Annotated in this window: 20 protein-coding genes; 12 read left to right on the plus strand and 8 right to left on the minus strand. The window is 48.7% G+C overall.

The genetic code is table 11. The annotated features are described in order from the left end of the window. Window positions 1-5 precede the first annotated feature (5 nt). Window positions 6-527: a 23S rRNA accumulation protein YceD gene (gene yceD, locus KKH3_RS11585; RefSeq protein ID WP_039359651.1), complete on the minus strand. Its 522-nt coding sequence runs from the start codon at window positions 525-527 to the stop codon at window positions 6-8. Window positions 528-667: 140 nt separating this feature from the next. Between yceD and KKH3_RS11590 the strand changes: the two genes are divergently transcribed. After that, complete coding sequence (locus KKH3_RS11590) at window positions 668-1,252, plus strand: Maf family protein (RefSeq protein ID WP_039359654.1); 585 nt, start codon at window positions 668-670, stop codon at window positions 1,250-1,252. A 66-nt stretch (window positions 1,253-1,318) separates the two neighbouring features. On the opposite strand, the gene rluC is transcribed toward KKH3_RS11590, so the two are convergent. Next, window positions 1,319-2,275 carry a 23S rRNA pseudouridine(955/2504/2580) synthase RluC gene (gene rluC / locus KKH3_RS11595; protein WP_039359657.1) on the minus strand — a complete coding sequence of 319 codons (957 nt, stop codon included), beginning with the start codon at window positions 2,273-2,275 and terminating at the stop codon, window positions 1,319-1,321. 594 nt (window positions 2,276-2,869) lie between these two features. Here rluC and rne point away from each other — a divergent pair. After that, window positions 2,870-6,223, plus strand: coding sequence for a ribonuclease E (rne, locus tag KKH3_RS11600; RefSeq protein ID WP_039359661.1), 3,354 nt, complete (start codon window positions 2,870-2,872; stop codon window positions 6,221-6,223). A 62-nt stretch (window positions 6,224-6,285) separates the two neighbouring features. Here rne and KKH3_RS11605 read toward each other — a convergent pair whose 3' ends face one another. Beyond that, window positions 6,286-6,573 (minus strand): putative quinol monooxygenase, encoded by a 288-nt coding sequence (locus KKH3_RS11605; protein ID WP_039359664.1) that lies wholly within the window; start codon window positions 6,571-6,573, stop codon window positions 6,286-6,288. Window positions 6,574-6,757: 184 nt separating this feature from the next. Here KKH3_RS11605 and pyrC point away from each other — a divergent pair, with 184 nt between their 5' ends. The 6 genes from pyrC to KKH3_RS11635 all read left to right on the plus strand — a co-directional run bounded on the left by pyrC (window position 6,758) and on the right by KKH3_RS11635 (window position 10,607). Beyond that, window positions 6,758-7,801 (plus strand): dihydroorotase, encoded by a 1,044-nt coding sequence (pyrC, locus tag KKH3_RS11610; RefSeq protein ID WP_039359667.1) that lies wholly within the window; start codon window positions 6,758-6,760, stop codon window positions 7,799-7,801. Between the two features lie 106 nt (window positions 7,802-7,907). After that, on the plus strand, window positions 7,908-8,147 hold the full coding sequence (gene dinI / locus KKH3_RS11615; RefSeq protein WP_039359670.1) for a DNA damage-inducible protein I: 240 nt from the start codon (window positions 7,908-7,910) through the stop codon (window positions 8,145-8,147). Window positions 8,148-8,235: 88 nt separating this feature from the next. Continuing rightward, complete coding sequence (locus KKH3_RS11620; RefSeq protein ID WP_039359673.1) at window positions 8,236-8,493, plus strand: hypothetical protein; 258 nt, start codon at window positions 8,236-8,238, stop codon at window positions 8,491-8,493. 241 nt (window positions 8,494-8,734) lie between these two features. Next, complete coding sequence (gene bssS, locus KKH3_RS11625; RefSeq protein WP_039359676.1) at window positions 8,735-8,989, plus strand: biofilm formation regulator BssS; 255 nt, start codon at window positions 8,735-8,737, stop codon at window positions 8,987-8,989. Between the two features lie 458 nt (window positions 8,990-9,447). After that, entirely contained in the window at window positions 9,448-10,002 is a 555-nt protein-coding gene (locus KKH3_RS11630) for a cytochrome b (RefSeq protein ID WP_039359679.1), read from the plus strand. A gap of 29 nt (window positions 10,003-10,031) precedes the next feature. Then, the gene (locus tag KKH3_RS11635) at window positions 10,032-10,607 is read left to right on the plus strand and encodes a YceI family protein (RefSeq protein ID WP_139338645.1); all 576 of its coding nucleotides are present in this window, start codon (window positions 10,032-10,034) and stop codon (window positions 10,605-10,607) included. Window positions 10,608-10,679: 72 nt separating this feature from the next. Here the strand turns inward: KKH3_RS11635 and trhO are convergent, their stop codons facing one another. After that, entirely contained in the window at window positions 10,680-11,747 is a 1,068-nt protein-coding gene (gene trhO, locus KKH3_RS11640; RefSeq protein ID WP_039359685.1) for an oxygen-dependent tRNA uridine(34) hydroxylase TrhO, read from the minus strand. Between the two features lie 216 nt (window positions 11,748-11,963). Here trhO and KKH3_RS11645 point away from each other — a divergent pair, with 216 nt between their 5' ends. After that, window positions 11,964-13,058, plus strand: a complete 1,095-nt coding sequence (locus KKH3_RS11645) for an NADH:flavin oxidoreductase/NADH oxidase (protein ID WP_039359688.1) — start codon at window positions 11,964-11,966, stop codon at window positions 13,056-13,058. Window positions 13,059-13,318: 260 nt separating this feature from the next. Then, complete coding sequence (locus tag KKH3_RS11650; protein ID WP_039359690.1) at window positions 13,319-14,239, plus strand: Kdo(2)-lipid IV(A) acyltransferase; 921 nt, start codon at window positions 13,319-13,321, stop codon at window positions 14,237-14,239. Window positions 14,240-14,353: 114 nt separating this feature from the next. Here KKH3_RS11650 and mdoH read toward each other — a convergent pair whose 3' ends face one another. After that, window positions 14,354-16,918 (minus strand): glucans biosynthesis glucosyltransferase MdoH, encoded by a 2,565-nt coding sequence (gene mdoH, locus KKH3_RS11655; protein WP_039359692.1) that lies wholly within the window; start codon window positions 16,916-16,918, stop codon window positions 14,354-14,356. Further along, window positions 16,911-18,413, minus strand: a complete 1,503-nt coding sequence (locus KKH3_RS11660) for a glucan biosynthesis protein G (protein WP_139338646.1) — start codon at window positions 18,411-18,413, stop codon at window positions 16,911-16,913. The genes mdoH and KKH3_RS11660 overlap by 8 nt, the downstream gene beginning before the upstream one ends. 443 nt (window positions 18,414-18,856) lie before the next feature. Between KKH3_RS11660 and KKH3_RS21750 the strand changes: the two genes are divergently transcribed. Both KKH3_RS21750 and KKH3_RS11665 read left to right on the plus strand, forming a co-directional pair. Beyond that, window positions 18,857-19,348, plus strand: a complete 492-nt coding sequence (locus KKH3_RS21750) for a DUF2946 domain-containing protein (protein WP_072034526.1) — start codon at window positions 18,857-18,859, stop codon at window positions 19,346-19,348. 102 nt (window positions 19,349-19,450) lie between these two features. Then, on the plus strand, window positions 19,451-20,968 hold the full coding sequence (locus KKH3_RS11665; protein WP_039359698.1) for a PepSY-associated TM helix domain-containing protein: 1,518 nt from the start codon (window positions 19,451-19,453) through the stop codon (window positions 20,966-20,968). Window positions 20,969-21,078: 110 nt separating this feature from the next. Here the strand turns inward: KKH3_RS11665 and KKH3_RS11670 are convergent, their stop codons facing one another. Beyond that, window positions 21,079-22,743 carry a methyl-accepting chemotaxis protein gene (locus KKH3_RS11670; protein WP_039359701.1) on the minus strand — a complete coding sequence of 555 codons (1,665 nt, stop codon included), beginning with the start codon at window positions 22,741-22,743 and terminating at the stop codon, window positions 21,079-21,081. A 960-nt stretch (window positions 22,744-23,703) separates the two neighbouring features. After that, window positions 23,704-23,985, minus strand: coding sequence for a hypothetical protein (locus KKH3_RS11675; RefSeq protein WP_039359703.1), 282 nt, complete (start codon window positions 23,983-23,985; stop codon window positions 23,704-23,706). Window positions 23,986-24,127 lie beyond the last annotated feature (142 nt).

A 24,127-nucleotide genomic window follows, 5' to 3' on the forward strand; every position in this document is an offset into this window, starting at 1 on the left:
CTTAATTACTTACGCTTTAAACTGGCTAATACGGCAAATGGATTTGGTTTTTCCGCCTCTGCAGGTAGTTGACCAAATACCATATCCGCTTCGGACACTTCACAGTGTTCAGAATCATGCACCGGGGCGATAGGCAACATCAGAATAATTTCATCTTCAATCATTGCCAGCAGATCGACTTCGCCAAATTCATCAACGCCGATCGGCTCATACGCTTCCGGTAACGCTTCGGCCTGCTCATCATTGACGACCGGGCTAAAACAGAATGTCGCATGGACTTGATGTTCAAACGGCTTTCCGCAACGCTGACACATCAGTGTGACAGTAACGTCAGCGTTACCGTCGATCACCGCCAGACGCTGATTATCGATATTGAAAGATAAAGAGGCCTGAACATCACTATCCACACTCACCACTGATTCGGCAACACGCTCTACCTGTTCAGCGGAATAGACACCAACGTAATCTAAACGCTTCTGAGCAGTGCGGACCGCATCAAGGGTTAAGGGTAATTTTACCTTTTGCATAGGGCGCGCATATTAACGTCGTAACGACATAGAGTCAAAGAAAAAGGCAGTGATGCACCACCTTTCACCAATATTCGCTTCCAGAGCGGCGCACAGTTTAAAATGCCTTTCATCATTACGCTACGGTTTATCAAAAAATTATGCAGCAGATTGTTCTCGCCTCAACCTCACCTTATCGTCGAGCCTTATTAGAAAAGCTCGCGATCCCTTTTGTTTGTGCGTCACCAGACATCGATGAAACTCCTCGCCCCGGTGAAAACGCCATCGATCTTGTAATCCGCCTTGCTGAAAGCAAAGCGCGCGCGCTGGCCGCGCACTATCCTAATAACCTGATTATCGGTTCCGATCAGGTTTGCGTTCTGGGAAATGCTATAACAGGAAAGCCACATAATAAGGGTAATGCAACACGGCAATTGCAGCAGGCCAGCGGAAAATGTGTTTCCTTTTTTACGGGTTTAGCACTCTTCAATAGTACAACCCAGGAAATGCAGAGTCTCGTAGAGCCATTCGATGTACATTTCCGTACGCTAACGGGAGCAGAAATTGACGGTTATCTGGAGAAAGAGCAGCCGTGGAACTGTGCGGGCAGCTTTAAAAGCGAAGGATTGGGCATTACCCTTTTTGAACGCCTATCCGGGCGCGATCCTAATACGCTCATTGGGTTACCCCTGATCGCGCTAACGCAGATGCTACAAAAGGAAGGCGTGAATCCGCTGACGATGTGAAATAAATCGGGATAGCCTAATGAAGCGCTATCCCGACAGATAAAAGCAGGCAGAAGGTATGCGTGGTTATGCTTTTGTCTTGCGCAGTATCTGTAGACAGCGACGCAGTCCGCTATCTAATGGTGCTTCGACTCTCAACGTCTCACCCGTGTTCGGATGTTCAAAACGTAGCGCTTGCGCATGCAGGAACAGACGTTTTAAGCCCGTGTCCGCCAGTTGCTGGTCGAATTCACGATCGCCGTAACGGTCATCGAACGCTATCGGATGCCCTGCATGTTGTGCGTGCACACGAATTTGATGCGTACGCCCGGTAACAGGGCTTGCCCGCACCAGCGTCGCATGTTCAAAACGTTCTTCTATTTTAAAGCGCGTTTCTGACGGTTTACCGTCGCTGTTTACTCGTACGATACGTTCACCGCTTTGCAGGATATTTTTCAACAGCGGTGCCTGAACAACCTTGCAGTGAGACTGCCATTGGCCGCGAACCAGCGCCAGATAGTCTTTTTGCATGCCTTTCAGCCGCAGCTGTTCGTGTAGAGAACGTAAGGCCGAACGTTTTTTTGCGACCAGCAAAACGCCAGAGGTATCGCGATCGAGGCGGTGTACTAACTCCAGAAAACGTGCTTCCGGGCGTAAAGCACGCAACCCTTCAATCACGCCGAAGCTCAGGCCACTGCCGCCATGCACGGCTGTACCCGAAGGCTTATTCAGAACCAACAGGTAGTCATCTTCATAAATAATGCACTCGGCCAACGCCGCGACTTTGCCAAGACTGGCAGAAACAGGGGTTTCATCGCGTTCTGCCTGTCGAACAGGCGGAATACGGATGACATCCCCATCGAGCAATTTATACTCAGGCTTGACCCGTTTCTTATTTATCCTTACCTCACCTTTTCGCAAGATGCGGTAAACCATGCTTTTAGGCACACCTTTTAAGTGGGTATGCAAAAAATTATCGACGCGCTGCCCCGCTTCATCTGCGGAGATCGTCACAAATTGTACTGAAGGATTATCTGTTTTCATGATGCGCGATTCTAAATAGAGCAACCCGATAGCGCCACTTCTTTTTCTGTGCTTAACTGTGTGTCTGACTTATGAAGATATTGTTGCATTGTCGAGTAAGTGGGCGAGTGAGTTGGCCTGTAGCATCAACCCCTGCCCGTTTTGGTAATAACAACAGAACTATCTTTATACAGACAGGCAAAGTCACCTTGCTATAACGGTATCAGCAGTGGAATAATGCTTTTGCGTTTCCCACGCGGATTTCCGATAAAACACGGGGAAATTGCGAAATTATTAAATTTGCCTGATGACGCACACACGCAGCAATGGCGTAAGACGTAATGTGAAATCAAGCAGTTAGCGGGCTGCGGATTGCAGCTTGGCCGGCAAATGGAATCAGATCTGGCGACATAATTCAGAAGCTGTTCCCTCAGTAAATGCGCTGTTTTCCATCAGGAAACACAGGCTACCGAAACATGCGTCTCTATGCAGGCGACAACCGGGAGGTTGACGTCCCTGCGATAAGCCACGAGGCCATCGGTTCACTCCGGTCATGCGGTTCTTTTGTCCGCAGCTCTATCAATAATGTAAGTAAAAATAACGAGTAAGTTGAAGATGAAAAGAATGTTAATTAACGCAACTCAGCAGGAAGAGTTGCGTGTTGCCTTGGTTGATGGTCAACGGCTGTATGATTTGGATATCGAAAGTCCGGGTCATGAGCAGAAGAAAGCAAATATCTACAAAGGTAAAATCACTCGTATCGAACCTAGTCTTGAAGCGGCTTTTGTTGATTACGGCGCTGAAAGACATGGTTTCCTCCCTCTTAAAGAAATCGCCCGCGAATACTTCCCTAACAACTATTCCTCCCACGGTCGTCCTAACATCAAAGACGTGTTACGTGAAGGTCAGGAAGTCATTGTTCAGGTAGACAAAGAAGAGCGTGGCAACAAAGGCGCTGCACTGACCACCTTTATCAGTCTGGCAGGTAGCTATCTGGTCTTAATGCCGAATAACCCTCGTGCAGGCGGTATTTCACGCCGTATCGAAGGTGACGATCGTACCGAGCTCAAAGAAGCCCTGGGATCGTTACAACTGCCCGATGGCATGGGGCTTATTGTTCGTACCGCTGGTGTGGGTAAATCCGCTGAAGCACTGCAATGGGATCTGGCTTTCCGTCTGAAACACTGGGACGCAATCAAAAAAGCCGCCGAAGGTCGCCCTGCACCGTTCCTGATCCATCAGGAAAGTAACGTGATCGTTCGCGCTTTCCGCGACTATCTGCGCCCAGACATTGGCGAAATCCTGATCGACAATCCAAAAATTCTCGATCTGGCGAAAGAACATATTTCTGCGCTGGGTCGCCCTGACTTCAGCAGCAAAATCAAATTGTACAGTGGTGAAATTCCGCTTTTCAGCCACTATCAGATCGAATCGCAGATCGAATCCGCTTTCCAGCGTGAAGTTCGCCTGCCGTCTGGCGGCTCTATCGTTATCGATACGACCGAAGCGCTGACAGCGATCGATATCAACTCCGCCCGTGCAACGCGCGGTGGTGATATTGAGGAAACCGCCTTCAATACCAACCTTGAAGCCGCAGATGAAATTGCCCGCCAGTTGCGCCTGCGTGACCTCGGTGGCCTGATCGTTATCGACTTCATCGATATGACTCCGGTTCGTCACCAGCGTGAAGTTGAAAACCGCCTGCGTGACTCCGTACGTCAGGATCGTGCACGTATTCAGATCGGCCGGATTTCCCGCTTCGGTCTGCTGGAAATGTCGCGTCAGCGCCTGAGCCCTTCACTGGGTGAATCCAGCCATCACGTCTGCCCACGCTGTAGCGGCACAGGCACGATTCGTGACAATGAATCACTTTCACTCTCTATTCTTCGTCTGATTGAAGAAGAAGCGCTGAAAGAAAATACCAAAGAAGTCCACGCGATTGTTCCGGTCCAGATTGCATCTTATCTGCTGAACGAGAAGCGTGACGCCGTTAACGCCATTGAGAAACGTCAAGGCGGCGTGCGCGCAATCATCGTGCCACACGACGGTATGCAGACACCCCACTACTCCGTTGTTCGCGTCCGCAAAGGCGAAGAAAAACCGACGCTCAGCTATTTGCTGCCTCAGCGTTTGGAAACGGAAACACAGCAACTGCAAGACGAACAAACGATCGAGCGTAAACAGCCTGAACAACCCGCTTTAGCAACGTTTAGCATGGCTGAAATGCCAGAGGAAACCACGCCTCCAGTTGCCAAAGCGGCTCCTGCTGTAGCGAAAACCGCAGAGGATGCTCAGCCAGGCCTCATCAGCCGTTTGTTTAGCGCCTTGAAAGGTGTCTTCGCTTCTGAATCTGTGGCAAAAACAGCGGATGCTACTGACGAGAAGAAAGCAGAAGAAGAGAAATCTACTGAAGGCCAGCGTTCTGAACGTCGGAACTCACGCCGTCAGGGTAATAATCGCCGCGATCGTGGCTCTCGTGACAATCGTGACAATCGTGACAATCGTGACAATCGTGACAATCGTGACAATCGTGAACAGCGTGATGATCAGCGCCGTAATAAGCGACAAAACGAGGACGCGGTTACTGACACCCGAGCTGTGGAAAATGCAGAGAAATCCAGTTCGGAAGAACAACCGCGTCGTGAACGTCAGCGTCGTCGTCAAGATGATCGTCGTCAGGCTCCGGCTGAGGCAAAAGTACAGCCAGTTATTGATGATTCCGATGACAATGCAGTTGAGGACAAACCGACTCAGGCTATGCCACGTCGCCAGCGCCGTCAATTGACGCAGAAAGTACGCGTTCAGTCTGATGCTCAACAAGATACTCTCTCCGATAGCGCCGCACCTGTCGCGACCCCATCTGAGCAGGTTCAATCTTACGTCAAGCCAAACGATGCTGCGGTAGACAATAACGAGGTCGATAACGAGCAAAACGATGCTAATCGTGCTAATGCCGAGAATGGCGGTATGCCGCGTCGTTCACGTCGTTCGCCACGTCACCTGCGCGTCAGCGGCCAGCGCCGTCGCCGCTATCGTGATGAGCGTTATCCGTCTCAGTCACCAATGCAGTTGGAATTTGCCGCCGCCTCTCCGGAAATGGCATCAGGAAAAGTGTGGGTTAGCTACCCTCTTGCACAGCCACAGCAGGCTGAAAGCCAACAGCAGGACGAGAACGTTGCAGCAGTTGAAACACCGCTGTTACCTGCCGTTGTCGACGCTGCCGTGACTGCACAAGCTGACACAGTGGAATCCAACACTATTGAAAACGTTGCGATTACTGAAGCAGTAGTCCACGAAGCAGCCGCGGTAACCGCAACAGCACAAACTGCTGATGTTATCCAGGATAGCAATGTAGTGGATGTCGAGGTGAGTACCGCAGGCGAAGAAACCGTCGGCGAGCCAATTACCGAGAACACCGCTATCGACGATGCTATCGCGTCAGTTGCCGTTAATGCCGTTGAAGCAGCAAGCACAGCTGATACTGTGGCGACTCAGGATGCTGAAGAAACCGTTGACGCTGTTGCCTCTGAAAAGACAGTGGCTGAAAACGTAGCGACTGAAGCAGTCGTAGAAGACAAACCAGCGGATAGTATCGCTGATGCAACTGAGAAAGCAGATGTGGCAGAACCAGTTTCTTCCCCTGCGCTTTCCACAGTACAGGAAGCCAGCCCGCAACAAAGCGTTCAGGATGAGCCGGTAACCGCTATCAGCGCACAACCGATTGTGGAAGAAGCATCTGTATCGAGCACAACAAAAGCAGCAAGCGCTGCTGAGCAGCCTCGTTATAAGCTCCACGCAACAGCGCCTATGACTAAAGCGCCAGCACCGGCATACCATGCAGAACCTGCTCGACACAGTGATTGGGTACGTCCGGCCTATCCGTTCTCAGGAAAAGGTTCGGCAGGTGGCCATGCCGCAGTTAACCAGTCAACTGCGCCAGCAACCAAGCCTACACCGGTCAGCGAGTAAGCCTGACTTATATAGACAAACACCCGCCAATTGGCGGGTGTTTTTTTATGCACAATTATTCGTTAGCCTAAAACATTCAATAGCTTGATATCCACACTGTTCGTTTTGCCATCCAACTCCGCCAGCAGATTTTTGAAGTGATCGCTCTGCTCATGTGATGTCAGGGCATCTCGATTTTTCCAGCGTTCGAAGAACACAAACGAACCGGGTTTATCCACGACTTCATGCAGATCATATTGCACATTACCCGTTTCCTGTCTGCTAGGTGCCACTACGCGTTTTAGCGTTGCAGTAACATCTGTAATGAACTCTGCTTTTGCCTGAATAGTGGCAACAATACGAATTTCCATATACATCCCTTATTTATCAATGAAAAGATAATGCTATCAGATGCCAATCCACGGTTAATTTCAAGCATTCATCAACAAACGGATGCATTCAAATGGCTTTACGCTTATCCTTATCCCCCGCCGTATCAGTCCCAAAACCAACCGAAAGACGATGTTTTTCTACTGACCGCCGGAGCGCAATTCCATGACCGCACAGCCCACTATTCTTAAAATCCGTCGCCCTGACGATTGGCACATTCACCTGCGTGACGATCGGATGCTGGAAACTGTCCTCCCCTATACCAGCCGTTTCTTCGGTCGTGCGATTGTTATGCCTAACCTGACGCCGCCGATTACCAGCGTAGCCAGCGCTATCGCGTATCGGCAGCGCATTTTAGCCGCGGTCCCGCAGGGCGATAACTTTCATCCACTAATGACGTGCTACCTGACCGATGCGTTGGATGCCAATGAAATCGTGAGTGGCTTTGAGCAAGGCGTCTTTACCGCGGCCAAACTCTATCCAGCCAATGCGACAACGAACTCCAGTCATGGGGTTACCAGCGTCGCCAATATTTCCGGCATTCTGGAACAAATGCAGAAGATTGGCATGCCGCTACTCATCCATGGTGAAGTTACCGACTCTGCCGTGGATATTTTCGATCGGGAAGCACGCTTCATCGAAACGGTGCTGGAACCCTTACGCAAGCAGTTCCCTGAGCTGAAGATCGTCCTTGAGCACATTACGACGAAAGAAGCAGCGCAGTATGTTATTGAGGGTAATGATTATCTTGCCGCAACCATTACACCGCAGCATCTGATGTTTAACCGCAATCATATGTTGGTTGGTGGCGTTCGCCCTCACCTATATTGCCTACCCATATTAAAACGTAATACGCATCAGCAGGCGCTACGTGAAGCAGTTGCGAGCGGCTGTGACCGGCTTTTCCTCGGCACTGACTCCGCGCCCCATGCAAAACACAGAAAAGAGTCCAGCTGCGGCTGTGCCGGCGTGTTCAATGCTCAGGCGGCACTAAGTACCTATGCCACCGTTTTTGAAGAAATGAATGCGCTGGATAAACTCGAAGCATTCTGCTCCCTGAACGGCCCACGCTTTTATGGCCTGCCAGTGAACGACGGCTGGATTGAACTTCATCGTGAATCCGTCACATTCCCCGAAGAAATCGCTCTCGGCGACGAGTCGCTAATCCCCTTCCTGGCCGGCCAAAGCCTCAACTGGTCAGTCCGTTAATCGGCAAGCCCATCCGCATTATGCCGATGGGCTAAATTTTATTGTGTGCCTTGTTCTCCATTCACAATAACTGTATAAATAAACAGTTTAAAATTTGGAGGTCAGCATGCGCGTAGAAATCACTCTTGCAAAGACAACGCCTTTACCCGCCGGTGCCGTCGACGCACTTAGGCATGAGCTGGAAAAGCGTATTCACAAAATTTATCCCGACACGCCCATTCAAGTTCGTTATGCATCCGCAAATAACCTGACAGTCATGGGCGCTGGCAAAGAGGACAAAGATCGTATCTCTGAAATCTTACAGGAAACATGGGAAAGCGCCGACGACTGGTTTACCACAGAGTAATCTAAAACTTGAAAAATAATGAAGATATAGGCTGTAATGGCAGTTTAAAGCGGCAATTCGCCATGTGCTATGACCGAGGGTATGTGTGATGACGGTAGAAAAACCAGAAGAGGCAATGACATTTGGGGAACTGCTAGGGCTGATTGGCGAGCAACAACGCAAGATAGACGCTCTTGAACTTGCCTTTTCGTCCCTGGCATTCTGCCTTGATGAAAAAGCAAACAAACTGATGATTCACAATCTGGCACTCGAATCTCAAAATGAGAATCGAGATCCAGCAATGAAAAAATACCTTGCTCGACTTGCTGCCGCATTGGAGAAAAATGCAGGATTTGGCGTGGAATAATGCTCTGCCGTCCCTGTTAACAACACTTTCGGGATGAAAGCCTATTCATCCCGATATTTCATTTGACACATCCCTCGTCACTCACTCATACCTGCCTGTGTAATCTTTTTTACAAAAAATTGAAAATATTTCCCATAAATTAAATAAGCAGCAGTATACTGATAATGCTCATTTAAAAATAATGAGCCACCTGAAGCCTCATTAGTCACTCATGTTAGTAACTAGTCAATAAGGGGTATTTATGGATAGAAAAAATGAAGTTATTCAGACACATCCTCTTGTAGGTTGGGACATCAGTACCGTTGACAGTTATGACGCCATGATGATCCGTTTGCACTACTTATCCACCTCGGACCAAGCACCAGATGAAACACATGTGGACCGTACGCTTTGGCTAACGACCGATGTTGCCAGGCAGTTGATACACATACTTGAAGCCGGTATTGCAAAAATCGAATCAACAGACTGTGATGCTAGTGATTATCGAAAACATTAGTAATTGATAACGTTATTAATATTATATTCAATACCCATTAACTTTCCTAAAATAACAATACCGCCAATAGAGCGGTATTGTTATTTTAGGGTTATTCTCATTTCTTTTTATAGCCATCCATCTATTAAATCATGCCTATCTGTTCTTATACTCGCACGCCTCTTATACTAATAATCACCTGCTACATAATTATTCAACGAATAGAGTCCTCTTCCAGCACCACTAATTTATTCCATTGTCGTCTTTATTCATCCTTTGCCTGAAAACAGGCATTAGAAATATTTATTTTAAATAAAGCACTTCAATAACCAAACTGAATAAATTATGAATTTAAATTCAAAAAAATTGCTCATGTTTATGATAATGTTGCAATTTGAAAGTTTATATTGATTTTATGTTTCTTCCTGTTAAATTTCGCCAAATTGACTACGTTATCGATCTGATAAGGAGCTATCACCATGCTTTGGCGTAATACCTCTTCTCGTTATGGCCATATCAGCATTCTTTTGCACTGGATTGCAGCGTTAACCGTTTATGGCATGTTCGCTTTAGGGCTGTGGATGGTCACGTTAGGGTACTACAATATTTGGTATCATCGTGCTCCAGAGATTCACAAAGCCATTGGTGTGCTACTCTTTGCCATCTTAATCTTTCGCGTGGTGTGGCGTTTTATCTCCCCACCGCCTCCACCGTTGAAAAGCTACTCGACATTTACCCGTATCAGCGCGACGCTGGCTCATATTGCGCTTTATGTCATTCTTTTCGCCATTCTCATTAGTGGATACCTCATTTCCACTGCCGAGGGGCATTCCATCTCAGTTTTTGGCTGGTTTTTTGTTCCGGCCATTGTCAGCGGCTTGACGGATCAGGCCGATATAGCAGGCGACGTGCACCTTTATCTTGCATGGGCGGTGGTTGCCTTATCAGCGCTGCACGGCTTAGCCGCATTAAAACACCACTTTATCGATGGTGATAACACGTTGAAACGGATGTTGGGTCGCAACGTTCCTTAACTTTCTGGATTTATGGAGAAATACCAATGCTGAAGAAAACACTACTGAGCCTGACCGCAGTATCCATGCTTGCCTCTGCCGGTTCTGCACTGGCGGCAGAGTACAAGTTTGATAAAGAAGGCCAGCACGCGTTTATTGAATTCCGCATTAAACACCTCGGTTACAGCTGGCTTTACGGCAGCTTTAACGACTTCGATGGCGCTTTTACCTTTGATGAGAAAAACCCATCAGCGGATAAAGTGAATGTCACTATCAACACCAACAGCGTTGACACTAACCACGCTGAACGTGACAAGCATCTTCGTAGTGCAGAGTTTTTAAACGTTACCAAGCATCCACAGGCAACGTTTACCTCCACTGAAGTGAAGAAAGACGGTGAAGAGTATGATATTACTGGCAACCTGACCTTAAATGGCGTCACCAAGCCCGTTAAGCTGGATGCCAAACTCATCGGTCAGGGTGATGACCCGTGGGGTAACTATCGTGCAGGATTTCAAGCTGAAGCCACTATCAAGCTGAAAGACTTCAACATCACGACCGATTTGGGTCCAGCTTCACAGGACGTAGAACTGATTATTGCCGTTGAAGGCGTTCGCCAGAAATAAGGCGGCACATGCATCAACAGTACACAGCCCTTTCCGTTGGAAAGGGCTTTTTATTGCACGATAAGCCGTTAGCTATTCAGCCTTATCTTTCGCTACCGGTGCAGGAATGTGCAGCGTTGATTGCAACAATCCTTTGGATTTATTGAAGATCTTCATCCCATTTTCACGCCCGCTGCGTATCGCTCTCTGCTCTTCCAACGGCAACTTCGTTTCATCCTGACACTGCGTGCTACAGCAACCTTCGTATTTTTCGGCACAGCTCGGACATTGGATAAACAGAAGATGGCACCCTTCATTACGGCAGTTAGTGTGGCTATCACACGACGCTCCGCACTGATGGCAATGCGCGATAACATCATCAGAGATACGCTCTCCCATCCGTTCATCAAACACGAAATTCTTGCCGATAAACTTCAGCGGTAAGCCCTGAGCTTTAGCCTGACGCGTATACTCGATAATACCGCCCTCGACGTGATACACGTTCTTAAAGCCGTGATGCAGCATGTAGGCGCTGGCCTTCTCGCAACGGATACCGCCCGTGCAGTACATGACAATATTTTTATCACGCACCTCGTCCAGCATTTCAACGGCCATCGGCAATTGCTCACGAAACGTATCCGACGGCACTTCCAGTGCATTCTCGAAATGCCCGACTTCATATTCGTAATGATTACGCATATCGACAAACACGGTATCAGGATCGTCAGCCATTGCATTAACCTGATCGGCTTTCAGGTATTGACCAACATTCGCCGGGTTAAAGGTAGGATCGTCAATGCCATCGGCGACAATCCGTTCGCGTACTTTCATACGCAACACCCAAAACGATTTCCCGTCATCTTCGAGAGCGATATTTAAGCGAATCTGATCGAGTGCCGGATGCGCGCTGAACAATCCAGCTTTAAAGGCATCGAACTGATTATTGGGCACACTGATTTGGGCGTTAATCCCTTCAGTGGCAATATAAATGCGCCCGAAGACCTTATATTGCTCAAGCTGAATATACAGACGATCGCGAAATGCTTTTGGATCGTCAATCGTAAAATATTTATAGAAGGAAACTGTGGTACGCGGCTCGGTTTCCGCAAGCATACGTGCCTTCAGTTCCTCATTAGAAATTCGGTTATGTAACACTGGCATGGTGTACGTTCCTGTCTTCATTGAGGTTAACGGGTGGCATTCAACATCAAGCTATAGCTCGATACATCGAATCGCCCGGCATCATACCTGATAGTGCGGAGGCTGTCAGGGCATGAAATGAATAGCGCAACGAGAAAGCGTGATCTACCGTAAACCCATGACCTCTGGGATTCATTTTCGCTTTCATGAAGTATCATCATTGAGGGATCTGTCATTATGAGTCAGCTTTTCACCCCCGTATCGCTTGGTAAACTCGAACTGCCCAATCGAATCATCATTGCCCCCATGTGTCAGTATTCGGCTGAGGACGGCAAAGCGACAGCCTGGCATACGATGCATTTAGGTCATCTGTCACATTCTGGCGCAGGGCTACTTATTATTGAGGCGACAGCAGTTTCGCCAGAAGGTCGAATATCCCCGCACGACCTTGGTTTGTGGGATGATGCAACCGAACAAGCCCTTGCCAGCGTGATTCATGCAGTCAAAACCTATTCTGCTATGCCTTTCGGCATACAGTTGGGGCACGCAGGTCGCAAAGCCTCAACGGGCGTTCCGTGGAGCGGACGGGCATTTCTGCATCCAGATCAGGGTGGCTGGCAGACTATCGCACCATCGGCTGTTCCTTACAATGCGAGTGATTCGACACCACAGGCCATGTCAGAATCGCAAATCCGTGCGTTAATTGACTCGTTCGTTGACTCTGCTAAACGTGCGGACCGCCTGGGTTTTGATCTGATAGAAATTCACGCTGCCCACGGCTATTTACTGCACCAATTCCTTTCACCACTGACAAATCAGCGCATGGATGGCTATGGCGGTTCACTTCAAAATCGGATGCGTCTGGTCATTGAAATTTACGGCGCGATTCGTGACGTTTTCCCTGAACATAAAGCCGTCGGCGTGCGCATTTCTGCGACAGATGGTGTGGAAGGAGGCTGGGATCTGGAACAGTCCGTACAGCTCAGTAAGGCGCTGCACGAATTGGGTTGCGATTTCATCCATGTATCCAGCGGCGGGCTATCACCGTTACAACAGATTCATCCTGCCCCTAATTATCAGGTGCCGTATGCACAGCGGATTAAACAAGAGGTTGGTATTACAACCATCGCCGTTGGATTGATAACCGAGCCGGAACAGGCAGAAGCGATCGTTGCAACCGGAGAGGCAGACGCTATCGGGCTGGCCCGTGCGATACTCTTCAATCCTCGCTGGCCGTGGCATGCGGCCACCAGACTAGGCGCACAGGTATGTGCACCTGCACAGTACTGGCGTAGTGAACCACGCTACGCCAGAGGCATTTTCAAACAGTAACGATGGATACGATGCGTCAGGCGATCCTTCCAAGGTCGCCGCTTCCCCTTCTCACCACGCGATTTGCCAACAAAGGTTAAAACTCATTCCCAGAAAATGGTACGATAAAGTACGCTTTTTGCATAAAAATCAGTCAATAACATGACAGTAATTTGTTTTATTGGCAAAGCACCGCAATAATCTATCTTGCAGTTAACCATTAACTCGATTTTTTTAACGGTTCGCGTGCTGACCAGCACCAAAATATTGATACTGAGGCCATGACACAAATCCCTTCTTTTAATCGTTCATTGCTACATCCGCGCTACTGGCTCACCTGGTTGGGCATCGGCATCCTGTACCTTATCGTTTTGCTGCCCTATCCCGCTATTTATCGTATCGGTACCGCTCTCGGCCATCTGGCTATGCATCTGCTGCCAAAACGCGTCAAGATCGCTGCTCGTAACCTTGAGCTGTGTTTCCCCGACATGCCACAGGCTGAGCGTGATGTATTAGTCAGGAAGAATTTCGAATCGGTCGGCATGGGCGTGGTTGAAACGGGTATGGCCTGGTTTTGGCCGAATTGGCGTCTCGAACGCTGGTTTACGGTAACAGGCCTTGAGCACATACGTCCTGAGAACGAACGTGAGCAAGGTGTATTGCTTATCGGGCTACATTTTTTAACGTTGGAGCTCGGTGCACGCGTTTTTGGTATGCACAATCCCGGGATCGGCGTTTATCGTCCAAATGATAACAAGCTGATCGACTGGTTGCAGACATGGGGGAGACTACGTTCCAATAAATCCATGCTGGACCGAAAAGATCTTAAGGGCATGATTCGTGCTCTCAAACAAGGCGACATTATCTGGTATGCCCCGGATCATGATTATGGCCCACGCAGCAGCGTATTCGCCCCGCTGTTTGCCGTAAACACCGCGGCAACAACCCGTGGGAGCTATATGCTGATAAAAACAGCACATCCGGCAATCATCCCATTTGTGCCACGCCGACTGCCCGAAGGCAAAGGTTATGAGTTGCTGATTCAGCCTGCTGAACAGGGAGCACCTGTAGATAATGAAACCGTGACCGCCGTTTGGATGAATAAGGTTGTTGAAAAGAACATTCTGCTCGCACCGGATCAATACATGTGGCTGCATCGCCGTTTCAAAACCCGCCCGGAAGGTGAACCGTCTCTTTATTAACTATCCTATGTCAGCACTCACCGTTCCGATTACTCGTTTCAGGAACAGCTGACAGACGAAAAAAAAGCAACGGCGATTGATTGCCGTTGCTTTACCTTTCACACCACTATGCGGTTAGCTTTTGATATGAGGTGTGGGAAGTTTTTGGTAAGACTCGACCCACGCAGCATAAGCTTCCGGTTTTTGCCACACATGGTAGTGCAACCGCGAGATCGTAACAGGATCGCTAAGCAATGCCAGACGCTGATTATTGCTGACCTCTTCCGGCTTACGATTCAAAGCATCACGCACATTTTGCTCACGTACATCTTCAATCGCCCGACTGAAGCGGTGACGCGCCGTCGCCATTGCACTGGCAAGGGCGTTAACTGACGGATCAAAGACAGCCTGCATAAACCCGTTATCAAGTCTACGCTGGTGGTTCAACCTGCAATATTCGTCGGTCGCGACCAGTTCGCGTGGTGGATTAAACTCTTCCGGTATCATCAACAGCTTCGCACGCTTACAACGCAGTCCCAACGCCGCACGGCTTGAGTAAACCGACACAAACGGCGACAGAATCAGCGAGAAGACAATCGGCGCCAGCCACCATAAGAAACGCAGATCCAGCCATGCCATGCCAATCGCCCAGACCAGCCCCAGAATCAACTGAGAACCGTGGCGCACAAACGCTTCACTCCACGGAGTCGCATCGTCGTCACGCTGTGGAGAATTCCACTGCACCGACCAGCCAAGGAACGCACTAACAACAAACACCGTATGGAACAACATACGAACCGGTGCCAGCAGAACCGAGAACAGCATTTCCAGCAGCAGAGAAAGGAATACCCGGAAAGCGCCACCGTACTCTTTTGCGCCTTTCGCCCACACCAGAATCACGCTCAACAGTTTTGGCAAGAACAGTAAGACCAATGTCGTCGAGAAGAGCGCAATAGCCAGTTCTGGCCGCCACTGTGGCCAGACGGGGAACAACTGTCGAGGCTGCAAGAAGTACTGTGGTTCCATTAGCGTATGCACAACCTGCAAGGCTGTAGAGAGCACCAGGAACATAAACCACAGCGGTGCGGACAGATAAGACATCACACCAGTAAGGAAAACTGCACGGTGAACAGGATGCATACCTTTAACCAGGAACAACCGGAAATTCATCAGGTTACCATGGCACCAGCGGCGGTCACGTTTTAATTCATCCAGCAGGTTGGGCGGCAACTCTTCGTAGCTTCCCGGCAGATCGTATGCAATCCACACGCCCCATCCTGCACGACGCATCAGCGCCGCTTCAACGAAGTCGTGAGAAAGAATCGCACCCGCAAACGAACCTTCACCCGGCAGCGGCGCCAGGGCACAGTGCTCGATGAACGGTTTAACACGGATAATCGCGTTATGACCCCAGTAGTGTGACTCACCCAACTGCCAAAAATGCAGGCCCGCGGTGAACAGCGGCCCATAGACACGCGTTGCAAACTGCTGGCAGCGTGCATACAGCGTATCCATACCCGATGCTTTCGGCGAGGACTGGATGATACCGGCGTTTGGATTCGCTTCCATCAGTCTGACCAAAGACGTCAGACAGTCGCCGCTCATCACGCTATCGGCATCCAGAATCACCATGTAGCTATACTGGTTACCCCAACGGCGGCAGAAATCGTCGATATTGCCGCTCTTACGTTTGACGCGGCGACGGCGACGGCGATAGAAGATACGCCCAGCGCCACCAACATCACGGCACAACTCCATCCAGGCTTTTTGCTCTGCCACGCAGATATCGGGATCGTTACTGTCGCTCAGGACGTAAATATCAAAATGCTCAAGGTTGCCCGTCGCTTCAACAGATTCATACGTCGCACGTAATCCCGCAAACACGCGTTCTACGTCTTCGTTACAAATCGGCATGATTAACGCCGTGCGATGCTCGGGGTTCAGCGCCTCGTTACCCACCGTCGTGGAAGAGATACTGTATTTGTCTCGACCAATCAGCAGTTGCAGGAACCCCATCAATGCAGTCCAGAACCCAGCCGACACCCAACAGAACAACACCGCGAACAGGACAAGTATGCCGCTTTGCAGCACATAAGGCAGCAGTTGCATTACCGAGCGCGTCCAAGGCTGACCCGCCATTTCAAACGGATCGATCAGCGCCCACCCCTGATAAGGGAGAATGGTTTTCATGTACCAGGTTGCGATCGCCGTCTGGAACAGCGTCAACACCAGCAGAATATAGCGGCGGATTGTTCCTACCAGACGCCAGCGGTTTTCGGAAATTTTCTCTTCCGGGCTGTAATGAGGACGAGGCGGCACAGTACGACCCAGCAGACTTTCCCACCAGCGGATCAGTGGGTTCGTCCGCCAGACATCAGGGAACATAGAAGCGCGGGTAATGACAGGCATGGCTTTTAATGCCGTCCGCCCTTCTCTATCTGTACCAAGCTGCTTACCGTTTTCCAAACCATCAGCCCAGGCCATTTCAAGACGAGCCTGCACAGAATGCAGTGCAACATCGTCTTCTGCCTGAACATTGACCTGGCTACCTCCAGACGGGTTACCTTCAGACAAGGCCTGATGCAAAACGGCCTGATCGTTCCAGGCCGCTTGCGGTAATTTTTCGCGAAGAACCTCTGCCTGCTCCGCAGGCAGAGGTAGTTTCTCAATATAATCGAGAGAAGAAGTTGACTTATTCATTAGCAGGCAGCTGATTGCTCCAGGTTTCAGTCAATGTCGTCTCGCCATTAACCAACGCAGCTCTCATTTCAGTTGGCTGTTTCGCATCCTTCACACGCAAACGCAGCGTCAGACGCCAGCCATGAGTTACCGGGTTATAGCGAACATTATTTTCTACAATCTCGCCGTTGTCGCCAATGCTGACCTGAGAAGCTACCGGAGCATTCTCATCCAGCTCTTTTAAATTCGGCCCAATAAAGTCCACAATATAAGCGATCGTGCCGTCAGGCTGGCGGATCAGGTTAGATTGTTTGACATCACCGGCAGAACGGCGAGTTTGCTGAACATAGGCAACATTCGGGGAATGCAGTTGATCTTCGTCGCGTGTAAAGTGCAGACGATATTTAATATCCAGCGGTTTGCCCGTTTCTGGCAACACATCCGGCGTCCAGAAGGCAACAATATTGTCGTTGGTTTCATCCGCAGTAGGGATTTCAACCAGTTCAACTTTTCCTTTGCCCCACTCGCCTTTCGGCTCAACCCAACCGCTTGGGCGCAGATCGTAACGATCGTCAAGATCTTCATAAGCAGTGAAATCGCGACCACGTTGCAGCAGACCAAATCCTTTCGGGTTTTCTACCGCATACGTACTCACAGACAGGTGCTTCGGATTATTCAGCGGACGCCAAATCCATTCACCATTACCGGCGTGAATAGACAAACCGTTAGAATCGTTCAGCGCTGGACGATAGTTCAGCGTCGTCGATGGCTGGTTAGGTCCAAACAGATACATACTGGTCAACGGAGCGATACCCAGCTTGCCCACGTTATCACGCAGGAAGACTTTAGCCTGAACATCTACAACGCTGTCACGACCCGGATAAACGGTAAAGCGGTAAGCACCTGCGGCACGCGGCGAATCCAGCAGCGCATAAATCACCAGGTGTTTATCATTCGCTTTTGGACGTTCAATCCAGAATTCACGGAAACGCGGGAACTCTTCACCAGAAGGCAGCGCGGTATCGATAGCCAAACCACGGGCGGATAAGCCATAAATCTGGCCTTTACCGACTACACGGAAATAGCTGGCACCCAGCATACTGACGATTTCGTCGTTCTTATCTGCTTTATTGATTGGATAGAGAACTTTAAAACCCGCAAAACCGAGATTTTTAACGGCTTCAGGATCGTGATTAACGGAACCAAAATCAAAGTACTCAGGAGAGTATTTAATCTCATCAACCGTTGTCGCCGTGACTTCATTAATTTTCACAGGAGTATCGAAATACATCCCCTGATGGTAGAACTGGAGCTTGAAAGGCGTCTGTACATTATTCCAGTATGACTTATCGTTATTGAAACGAATTTGCTGATAGTCCGCAAATTTCATATCACGGAATTGCGCAGGAAGATTACTTTTCGGCGCTTCAAAACCCTTTTGTGCCAGCTTTTCAGCCTGCTGTGCCACATCATCAATAGAAAATGCCCAAGCAGGCACTGCGCTTACAGACAGCATAATGGCGGCGGACAGCCAGCGAAGGCTAGCAACCCGCTGTTTAAACCCAAATTTATTATCCAGCACAGCTCCCCCTGTTGGTGTGCTTCAATCAACTAAAATCCATATTAATGGATAAGTTAGCTTTCCTACAACTTGATAAAGATATTGTTCATCATAATAGGTCAGCGTTTAAACAACGAGAACGCTAAAGCATGATAAACCGGGTTGTAAAAATGGAAAACAGCCACGGACTATAGCGAATATCGACCTGCGCGTGCGTAGGATTATTCCGTTTACGCCCGTGCAATTTCCTGATGAGTCATTGATAGAAATCAGAACGAATAGCGGCAGCGCTTCATATGTCACGTGCAATATGTCGGGCATAAACATTTGTGTAACAATGCCGGGGCAAGTAAAGTACACTCCCTGACTGAACCCGGTATTGTTGAATTAAGACTGCTATGCTTTTGTCCGCGCTACGACGGCGAAGTTTCCCAGCCTGGGTCGGCATCTTCGCTATTTTGACCATCTTCATTGCACCAGTGATTTCACAAACACAGGTGCTTCATGGGGCTCATGCCCATGAAAATGGTACCAGCACGCCAGATTCTACTACTACACATCGTTCAACTACTGCACATACGACCAGCGCGCATGATACAGCCGCGTCCGCTCGCGAGAGTATAGCCGAACCGCATCATAATCATACCGGACATGCAATGTCCGGGCATCACGCGACGCAATCACACCACTCTTCGCCGTCCATGATGATGGACCATGCTGCTTGTGGTTACTGTGTACTCTTTTCGTATACGCCAGCGTTGTTCGCAACAGGCTCTCCCACTCCCATACTGACAGCGTCTTTATCGGAAGTACTGGTTATTCATTTTATCTCCCGTATTGTCCTTCCTGAACGTTATGCTTCTCCTGTCGTTCGCGCCCCGCCTTTCTGAATCACGCATCATCATGCTCATGTGCATTTATAACGCATCGCGCTATACCCTTTCAGGTATGGCGTTTGATCATTTTTTTGCTAAGTGATTTCAGAGGGTTTTATGTCACACCCTAATCAGGCCTCAGCCGCCGCCTCCAGCGCGCGTCCAGCCGCAGAAACTGCGTCGGATAAACATACGATGGATAACGTATCGCCACGTGCCGCAATCGTTGCCCTGTTCATCCGGCTTCATTTTTATATCGGTCTTTTTGTCGGCCCTTTTATTTTCGTCGCGGCTCTGACAGGGACGCTGTATGTCCTGACACCCCAGATTGAAAACCGGCTGTATTCGCACCAGCTTTTCACCGAAAGCCAGGGCACGCAGCACTCTCTGGCTGAGCAAATCCATGCTGCACAGGCGGGGCTCGCTCACCGTCAGGATGCAAAATTACTTGCGATACGCCCTGCGCCTGCCGTGGGAGAAACCACCCGCGTCATGTTTGCCTTGCCTGAGTTGGGGCCATCGGAAAGCCGCGCCGTTTTCATCGATCCTGTTTCACTGGAAAATCGCGGCAGTGAGATCGTTTACGGCACCAGCGGCATCCTGCCATTTCGTACCTGGCTTGATTACCTGCACCGCGGGCTGCTGTTAGGTGATATCGGGCGCACTTACAGCGAGTTGGCAGCATCCTGGCTGTGGGTCGCAGCGTTGGGCGGCATGGTTATCTGGTGGTCAACCCGACATCTGTCGTCAACGACCAAACGGCGGAAATTAAAAAATAGCCAGACAGCGGCGGCCAAGACGCAGCGTTTGCGCCACTGGCACGCCACGATGGGGCTGACCCTTGTGCTTGGTTTGCTCTTTTTCTCCGTAACGGGGTTAACCTGGTCACAATGGGCGGGAAGCAATATTTCTGTCGCGCGAACCACGCTAGGGTGGCAGACCCCATCGGTGAATACACAGTTGCCCACACCGATGTCTCATCACGATATGATGCACGCTCACGATATGGCGATGACGACAGATGAGCACGCTGAACACCATGCGTCGATGCCAATGGGGGATGTCGAAGCCTCTTCGCCTGCATTATTTGATGAGGTGTTGGCTATCGCACGTCATGCTGGAATTGATGCCAATAAAATCGAAATCCGCCCTGCCACCAAGCCGCATCGTGCATGGACCGTCAGTGAGATCGAGCGTTCATGGCCGACACAGGTTGATGCCGTATCAGTTAACCCCGATACGCTGGATATTGTAGACAAAACCGATTTCAACACCTTCCCGCTTGCCGCCAAACTCACCCGCTGGGGAGTAGATGCGCATATGGGGGTGTTATTCGCTTTACCCAACCAACTCATCCTCGCGGCGTTTGGTCTTGGGCTCTGTACGATGATTGTATGGGGTTATCGAATGTGGTGGATACGTCGTCCAAAATCTCGCCATGACGCTAATCCGATCAACACGCTGACAGCAGCATGGTTGGTGGTTCCTGTCTTTCAGCGAGTGTTGATTACGCTTATAACGCTACTCGTGGCAGTGAGCTTGCCCGTCATGGGGATCAGCCTGCTTATCTTCCTGCTCATTGACGTTGTTCGGTGGTCGATGAATCATCCGAAGCAAACTATCGCTAAACCCTGATTTCCCGACTGTCATCATCGCTCGATACAGCAATAAAAAACCGCCATTGTGCTACACAATTCGTGTAATACAATGGCGGTAATTAGCAAGACACGATTAGCGAGAAAGCGTTAGAACGTCGTCCAATCCGCCAGCTCACCTTTAGCAGACGTTTTTTCCGTACGGACACTTTTAGGTGCAGCCAGCGCAGGCGCTTCTGCTTTTCTACTTAACGCAGCGCTTTTATACGATGCGCCAAGATTGAACACACTGACCGTACGCGCGAGGCTATTGGCCTGATCCTGCAAAGAGAGTGCTGCGGCGGCAGATTCTTCAACCAATGCGGCGTTTTGCTGGGTTGTCGTATCAATCTGCCCAACAGCCAGGTTGATCTGGTTGATTCCATCGCTTTGCTCACGACTGGCCTGTGCTATTTCGCTGATGATTCCCGTTACGCCCTGCACGTTCGTCACCAATGAGTTCATCGTGACGCCCGTTTCTTCTACCAGCCCCATGCCGTCCTGTACTTTCTTGAACGAATCATCGATAAGCTCTTTGATTTCTTTTGCCGCCGTAGCACTGCGCTGAGCCAACGCCCGGACCTCGCTGGCAACCACGGCAAACCCTCTGCCCTGTTCACCCGCTCGTGCCGCTTCAACAGCTGCATTCAGTGCCAGAATGTTGGTTTGGAATGCAATGCCATCAATCACACCGATAATTTCCGCCATACGTTGTGACGAATCGCGGATACCGCGCATTTCCTGCGTTACCGTTTCCATCATCGCACCGCTTTTTTTCACCGTTTCAGACGCGCTGGCCGCAAGGTCTGTTGCCTGCGTCGTATTATCTGCGGTATTTCTTATCGTCGATGTCAATTGTTCCATTGATGACGCCGTTTCTTCCAGCGAGCTTGCCTGTTCTTCGGTTCGGGCAGACAGATCCTGATTCCCTGCGGCAATTTGCGATGCCGCACTAGAGATCGTTTCAGCGCCATCCCGCACCTGACTGACAATTTGTCTTAAGCTACTGTTCATATTATTCAAGGCAGATAACAGTTGACCGGTTTCATCTTTACGTTCGGTATAGATTTCAGAGGTCAGATCGCCTTTCGCGACATTTTCGGCCACGCCCAGCGCTTCTTGTATAGGCTGAGTTACACTGCGGGTAATCAGTGAAGCAATAATCAACCCAGCCAGCGCACTGATGATAATGATCGTAGCGAGAACCATCAGCGCATTTTTGTAACTTTCCCCCACCGCTTGCGCTGAGGATGACATTTTATCATCCTGTATATCAATGAACTCGTTAACTTTGCTGGTGTATTTCGCTTGAGTAACACGCGTTATATTGAAGTACTCTTCGGCAGCGGCGTCGGTGCTCCCTGCCACGACCAGTGACGAGAGTTTATTCGCTGAATCAAGGAAATCGCGTCGGATATCACTAATATCACGCAGTACCGCAACAGATTTATCATCATTGACAGACTGGTTTAGATATTCCATGAGTTCAGATATTTTCCCTGAACGTTCTTTGTTCAACGCCAACTGTTTATTAATTTCACTTTCTGATTTGAGTAATAACAACAGCTGTTGATTATTGAGGTAACCGTTCAACTCATCAATGAGCTTGTTACTTTTGACGGTGAGTGGATAGTTTTGCGAAACAATTTCATCCATTTTTTCGTGAAAATCACTTAGTTTTGAAATTGCAACGCTGCCAATTACCAAAAGCATTAATACCAGAAAGGAAAACCCCGCTCCTAATCGATATCCTATACGCCAGTTGGATAAACTCATTAACATCTCCTTAATTAATTTTCTCTATCTGTATAAAAGCATATAATTAAAAAATTAATACTTATTCAATAAATACAGATAGCTCCAATACTCTTTTTCATAACAAAAAAACACATTTCTGGACAGATTATTCATATGCCCTAGTGAGAGACATAAAAAATATGTAGGTCGACATGCTTATCAAACCACATCCATCATGGCGCAGTCGAATTGGTCTAACCAGATACAGTGCGCATTACCAGGTTTATGAACATACTGGCAAGAGAAAAACGTCATACTTTACACCCCATCTTTCATCACACCGCAGCTCGGCTGTTCACATCTCATACGCCATAAAACCCACGAACATTACCACTGCTAAAATGAGTGGTTAAATAGCAGCGACAAGGGTGAATAAAAATCAGAACACGCCTTGCTTACGCCGAAGGTGGTATCGGCCTTTTGTAGATAATCTTTATATTTTCTAACTTATCTATTTAATATCTATTAAATCGATCATTTTTTTAAAATCTATCTATTTACAAGATATATCTATTTTATAAAAATAAATATTGCATTTAGAATGTAACAATAAAACCAAAAAAATAAATAATAATAATTTTCTATATATTTAAATAAATATTGTTTGAATTTATATTTAACTGCATACAGGAAATAGCGAGATATGAAAAACGAGGTGAATGGCGTCGGATAAGGTCCTTTCCAATGATATTCACGCGTTATATCCGTCATACTTCAAGTTGCATGTGCGTTGGCTGCGTTAATCGCCCTAGAGGGCTAACGCTTCGCGTTGTTCAAAACGTTAACGTTTTGTCCTGAAACTCGAATTATTTGGGGTATATACGAACATCAAGAATGAGCAAAAGACTCACCCAGACACCTTTTTATCAAGGCGTCTGGGTGATTTAATTTTGTTCTTTATTCTTTAAATCAATCAGAGATCAGAATCATATTCCAGCATTACTTTTTCTTGGAGGTCGCTTTAGATTTACCTTTCAGTAATTCTCGGAGTTTCTTGAGTTCTTTCTGCGTCAATGGTGCTTCTGCACCCACTTCCTCCGTACCCTGGCTGTCCACCGATTTAGGCGACAGCTCAGAGACCTGATGGCTTTCATCAAAACTTCTCAGCAACCGGGCGCTCACTTCCGCACTGAGGGATACCTCGTTTTCCAAGGCAGCGGCTTTGATTTTTTCTTTCAGCTCTGGGGAAATTTTCAGGGACAGGCTAGATATCTCACTCATTTTATTACCTTTCTGATGGGGTAAAATAGTAAGCTATGACAGCCAGCCTACAATGTCCATACTGAAATAAAAATTTAATATTTCTGTCACAGAAATAGTTTAATTGATTTCTTAGCAAAGAGATTATTATTTCGCTATTTTT

The organism is Pectobacterium actinidiae (genome assembly GCF_000803315.1).
Taxonomy (GTDB): Bacteria; Pseudomonadota; Gammaproteobacteria; order Enterobacterales; family Enterobacteriaceae; genus Pectobacterium; species Pectobacterium actinidiae.

Coding starts and splice junctions, on each gene's coding strand:
- yceD (WP_039359651.1), bottom strand. CDS start 527: ATGCAAAAGGTAAAATTACCCTTAACCCTTGATGCGGTCCGCACTGCT.
- KKH3_RS11590 (WP_039359654.1), top strand. CDS start 668: ATGCAGCAGATTGTTCTCGCCTCAACCTCACCTTATCGTCGAGCCTTA.
- rluC (WP_039359657.1), bottom strand. CDS start 2,275: ATGAAAACAGATAATCCTTCAGTACAATTTGTGACGATCTCCGCAGAT.
- rne (WP_039359661.1), top strand. CDS start 2,870: ATGAAAAGAATGTTAATTAACGCAACTCAGCAGGAAGAGTTGCGTGTT.
- KKH3_RS11605 (WP_039359664.1), bottom strand. CDS start 6,573: ATGGAAATTCGTATTGTTGCCACTATTCAGGCAAAAGCAGAGTTCATT.
- pyrC (WP_039359667.1), top strand. CDS start 6,758: ATGACCGCACAGCCCACTATTCTTAAAATCCGTCGCCCTGACGATTGG.
- dinI (WP_039359670.1), top strand. CDS start 7,908: ATGCGCGTAGAAATCACTCTTGCAAAGACAACGCCTTTACCCGCCGGT.
- KKH3_RS11620 (WP_039359673.1), top strand. CDS start 8,236: ATGACGGTAGAAAAACCAGAAGAGGCAATGACATTTGGGGAACTGCTA.
- bssS (WP_039359676.1), top strand. CDS start 8,735: ATGGATAGAAAAAATGAAGTTATTCAGACACATCCTCTTGTAGGTTGG.
- KKH3_RS11630 (WP_039359679.1), top strand. CDS start 9,448: ATGCTTTGGCGTAATACCTCTTCTCGTTATGGCCATATCAGCATTCTT.
- trhO (WP_039359685.1), bottom strand. CDS start 11,747: ATGCCAGTGTTACATAACCGAATTTCTAATGAGGAACTGAAGGCACGT.
- KKH3_RS11645 (WP_039359688.1), top strand. CDS start 11,964: ATGAGTCAGCTTTTCACCCCCGTATCGCTTGGTAAACTCGAACTGCCC.
- KKH3_RS11650 (WP_039359690.1), top strand. CDS start 13,319: ATGACACAAATCCCTTCTTTTAATCGTTCATTGCTACATCCGCGCTAC.
- mdoH (WP_039359692.1), bottom strand. CDS start 16,918: ATGAATAAGTCAACTTCTTCTCTCGATTATATTGAGAAACTACCTCTG.
- KKH3_RS11660 (WP_139338646.1), bottom strand. CDS start 18,413: ATGCTGTCTGTAAGCGCAGTGCCTGCTTGGGCATTTTCTATTGATGAT.
- KKH3_RS21750 (WP_072034526.1), top strand. CDS start 18,857: ATGCTTTTGTCCGCGCTACGACGGCGAAGTTTCCCAGCCTGGGTCGGC.
- KKH3_RS11665 (WP_039359698.1), top strand. CDS start 19,451: ATGTCACACCCTAATCAGGCCTCAGCCGCCGCCTCCAGCGCGCGTCCA.
- KKH3_RS11670 (WP_039359701.1), bottom strand. CDS start 22,743: ATGAGTTTATCCAACTGGCGTATAGGATATCGATTAGGAGCGGGGTTT.
- KKH3_RS11675 (WP_039359703.1), bottom strand. CDS start 23,985: ATGAGTGAGATATCTAGCCTGTCCCTGAAAATTTCCCCAGAGCTGAAA.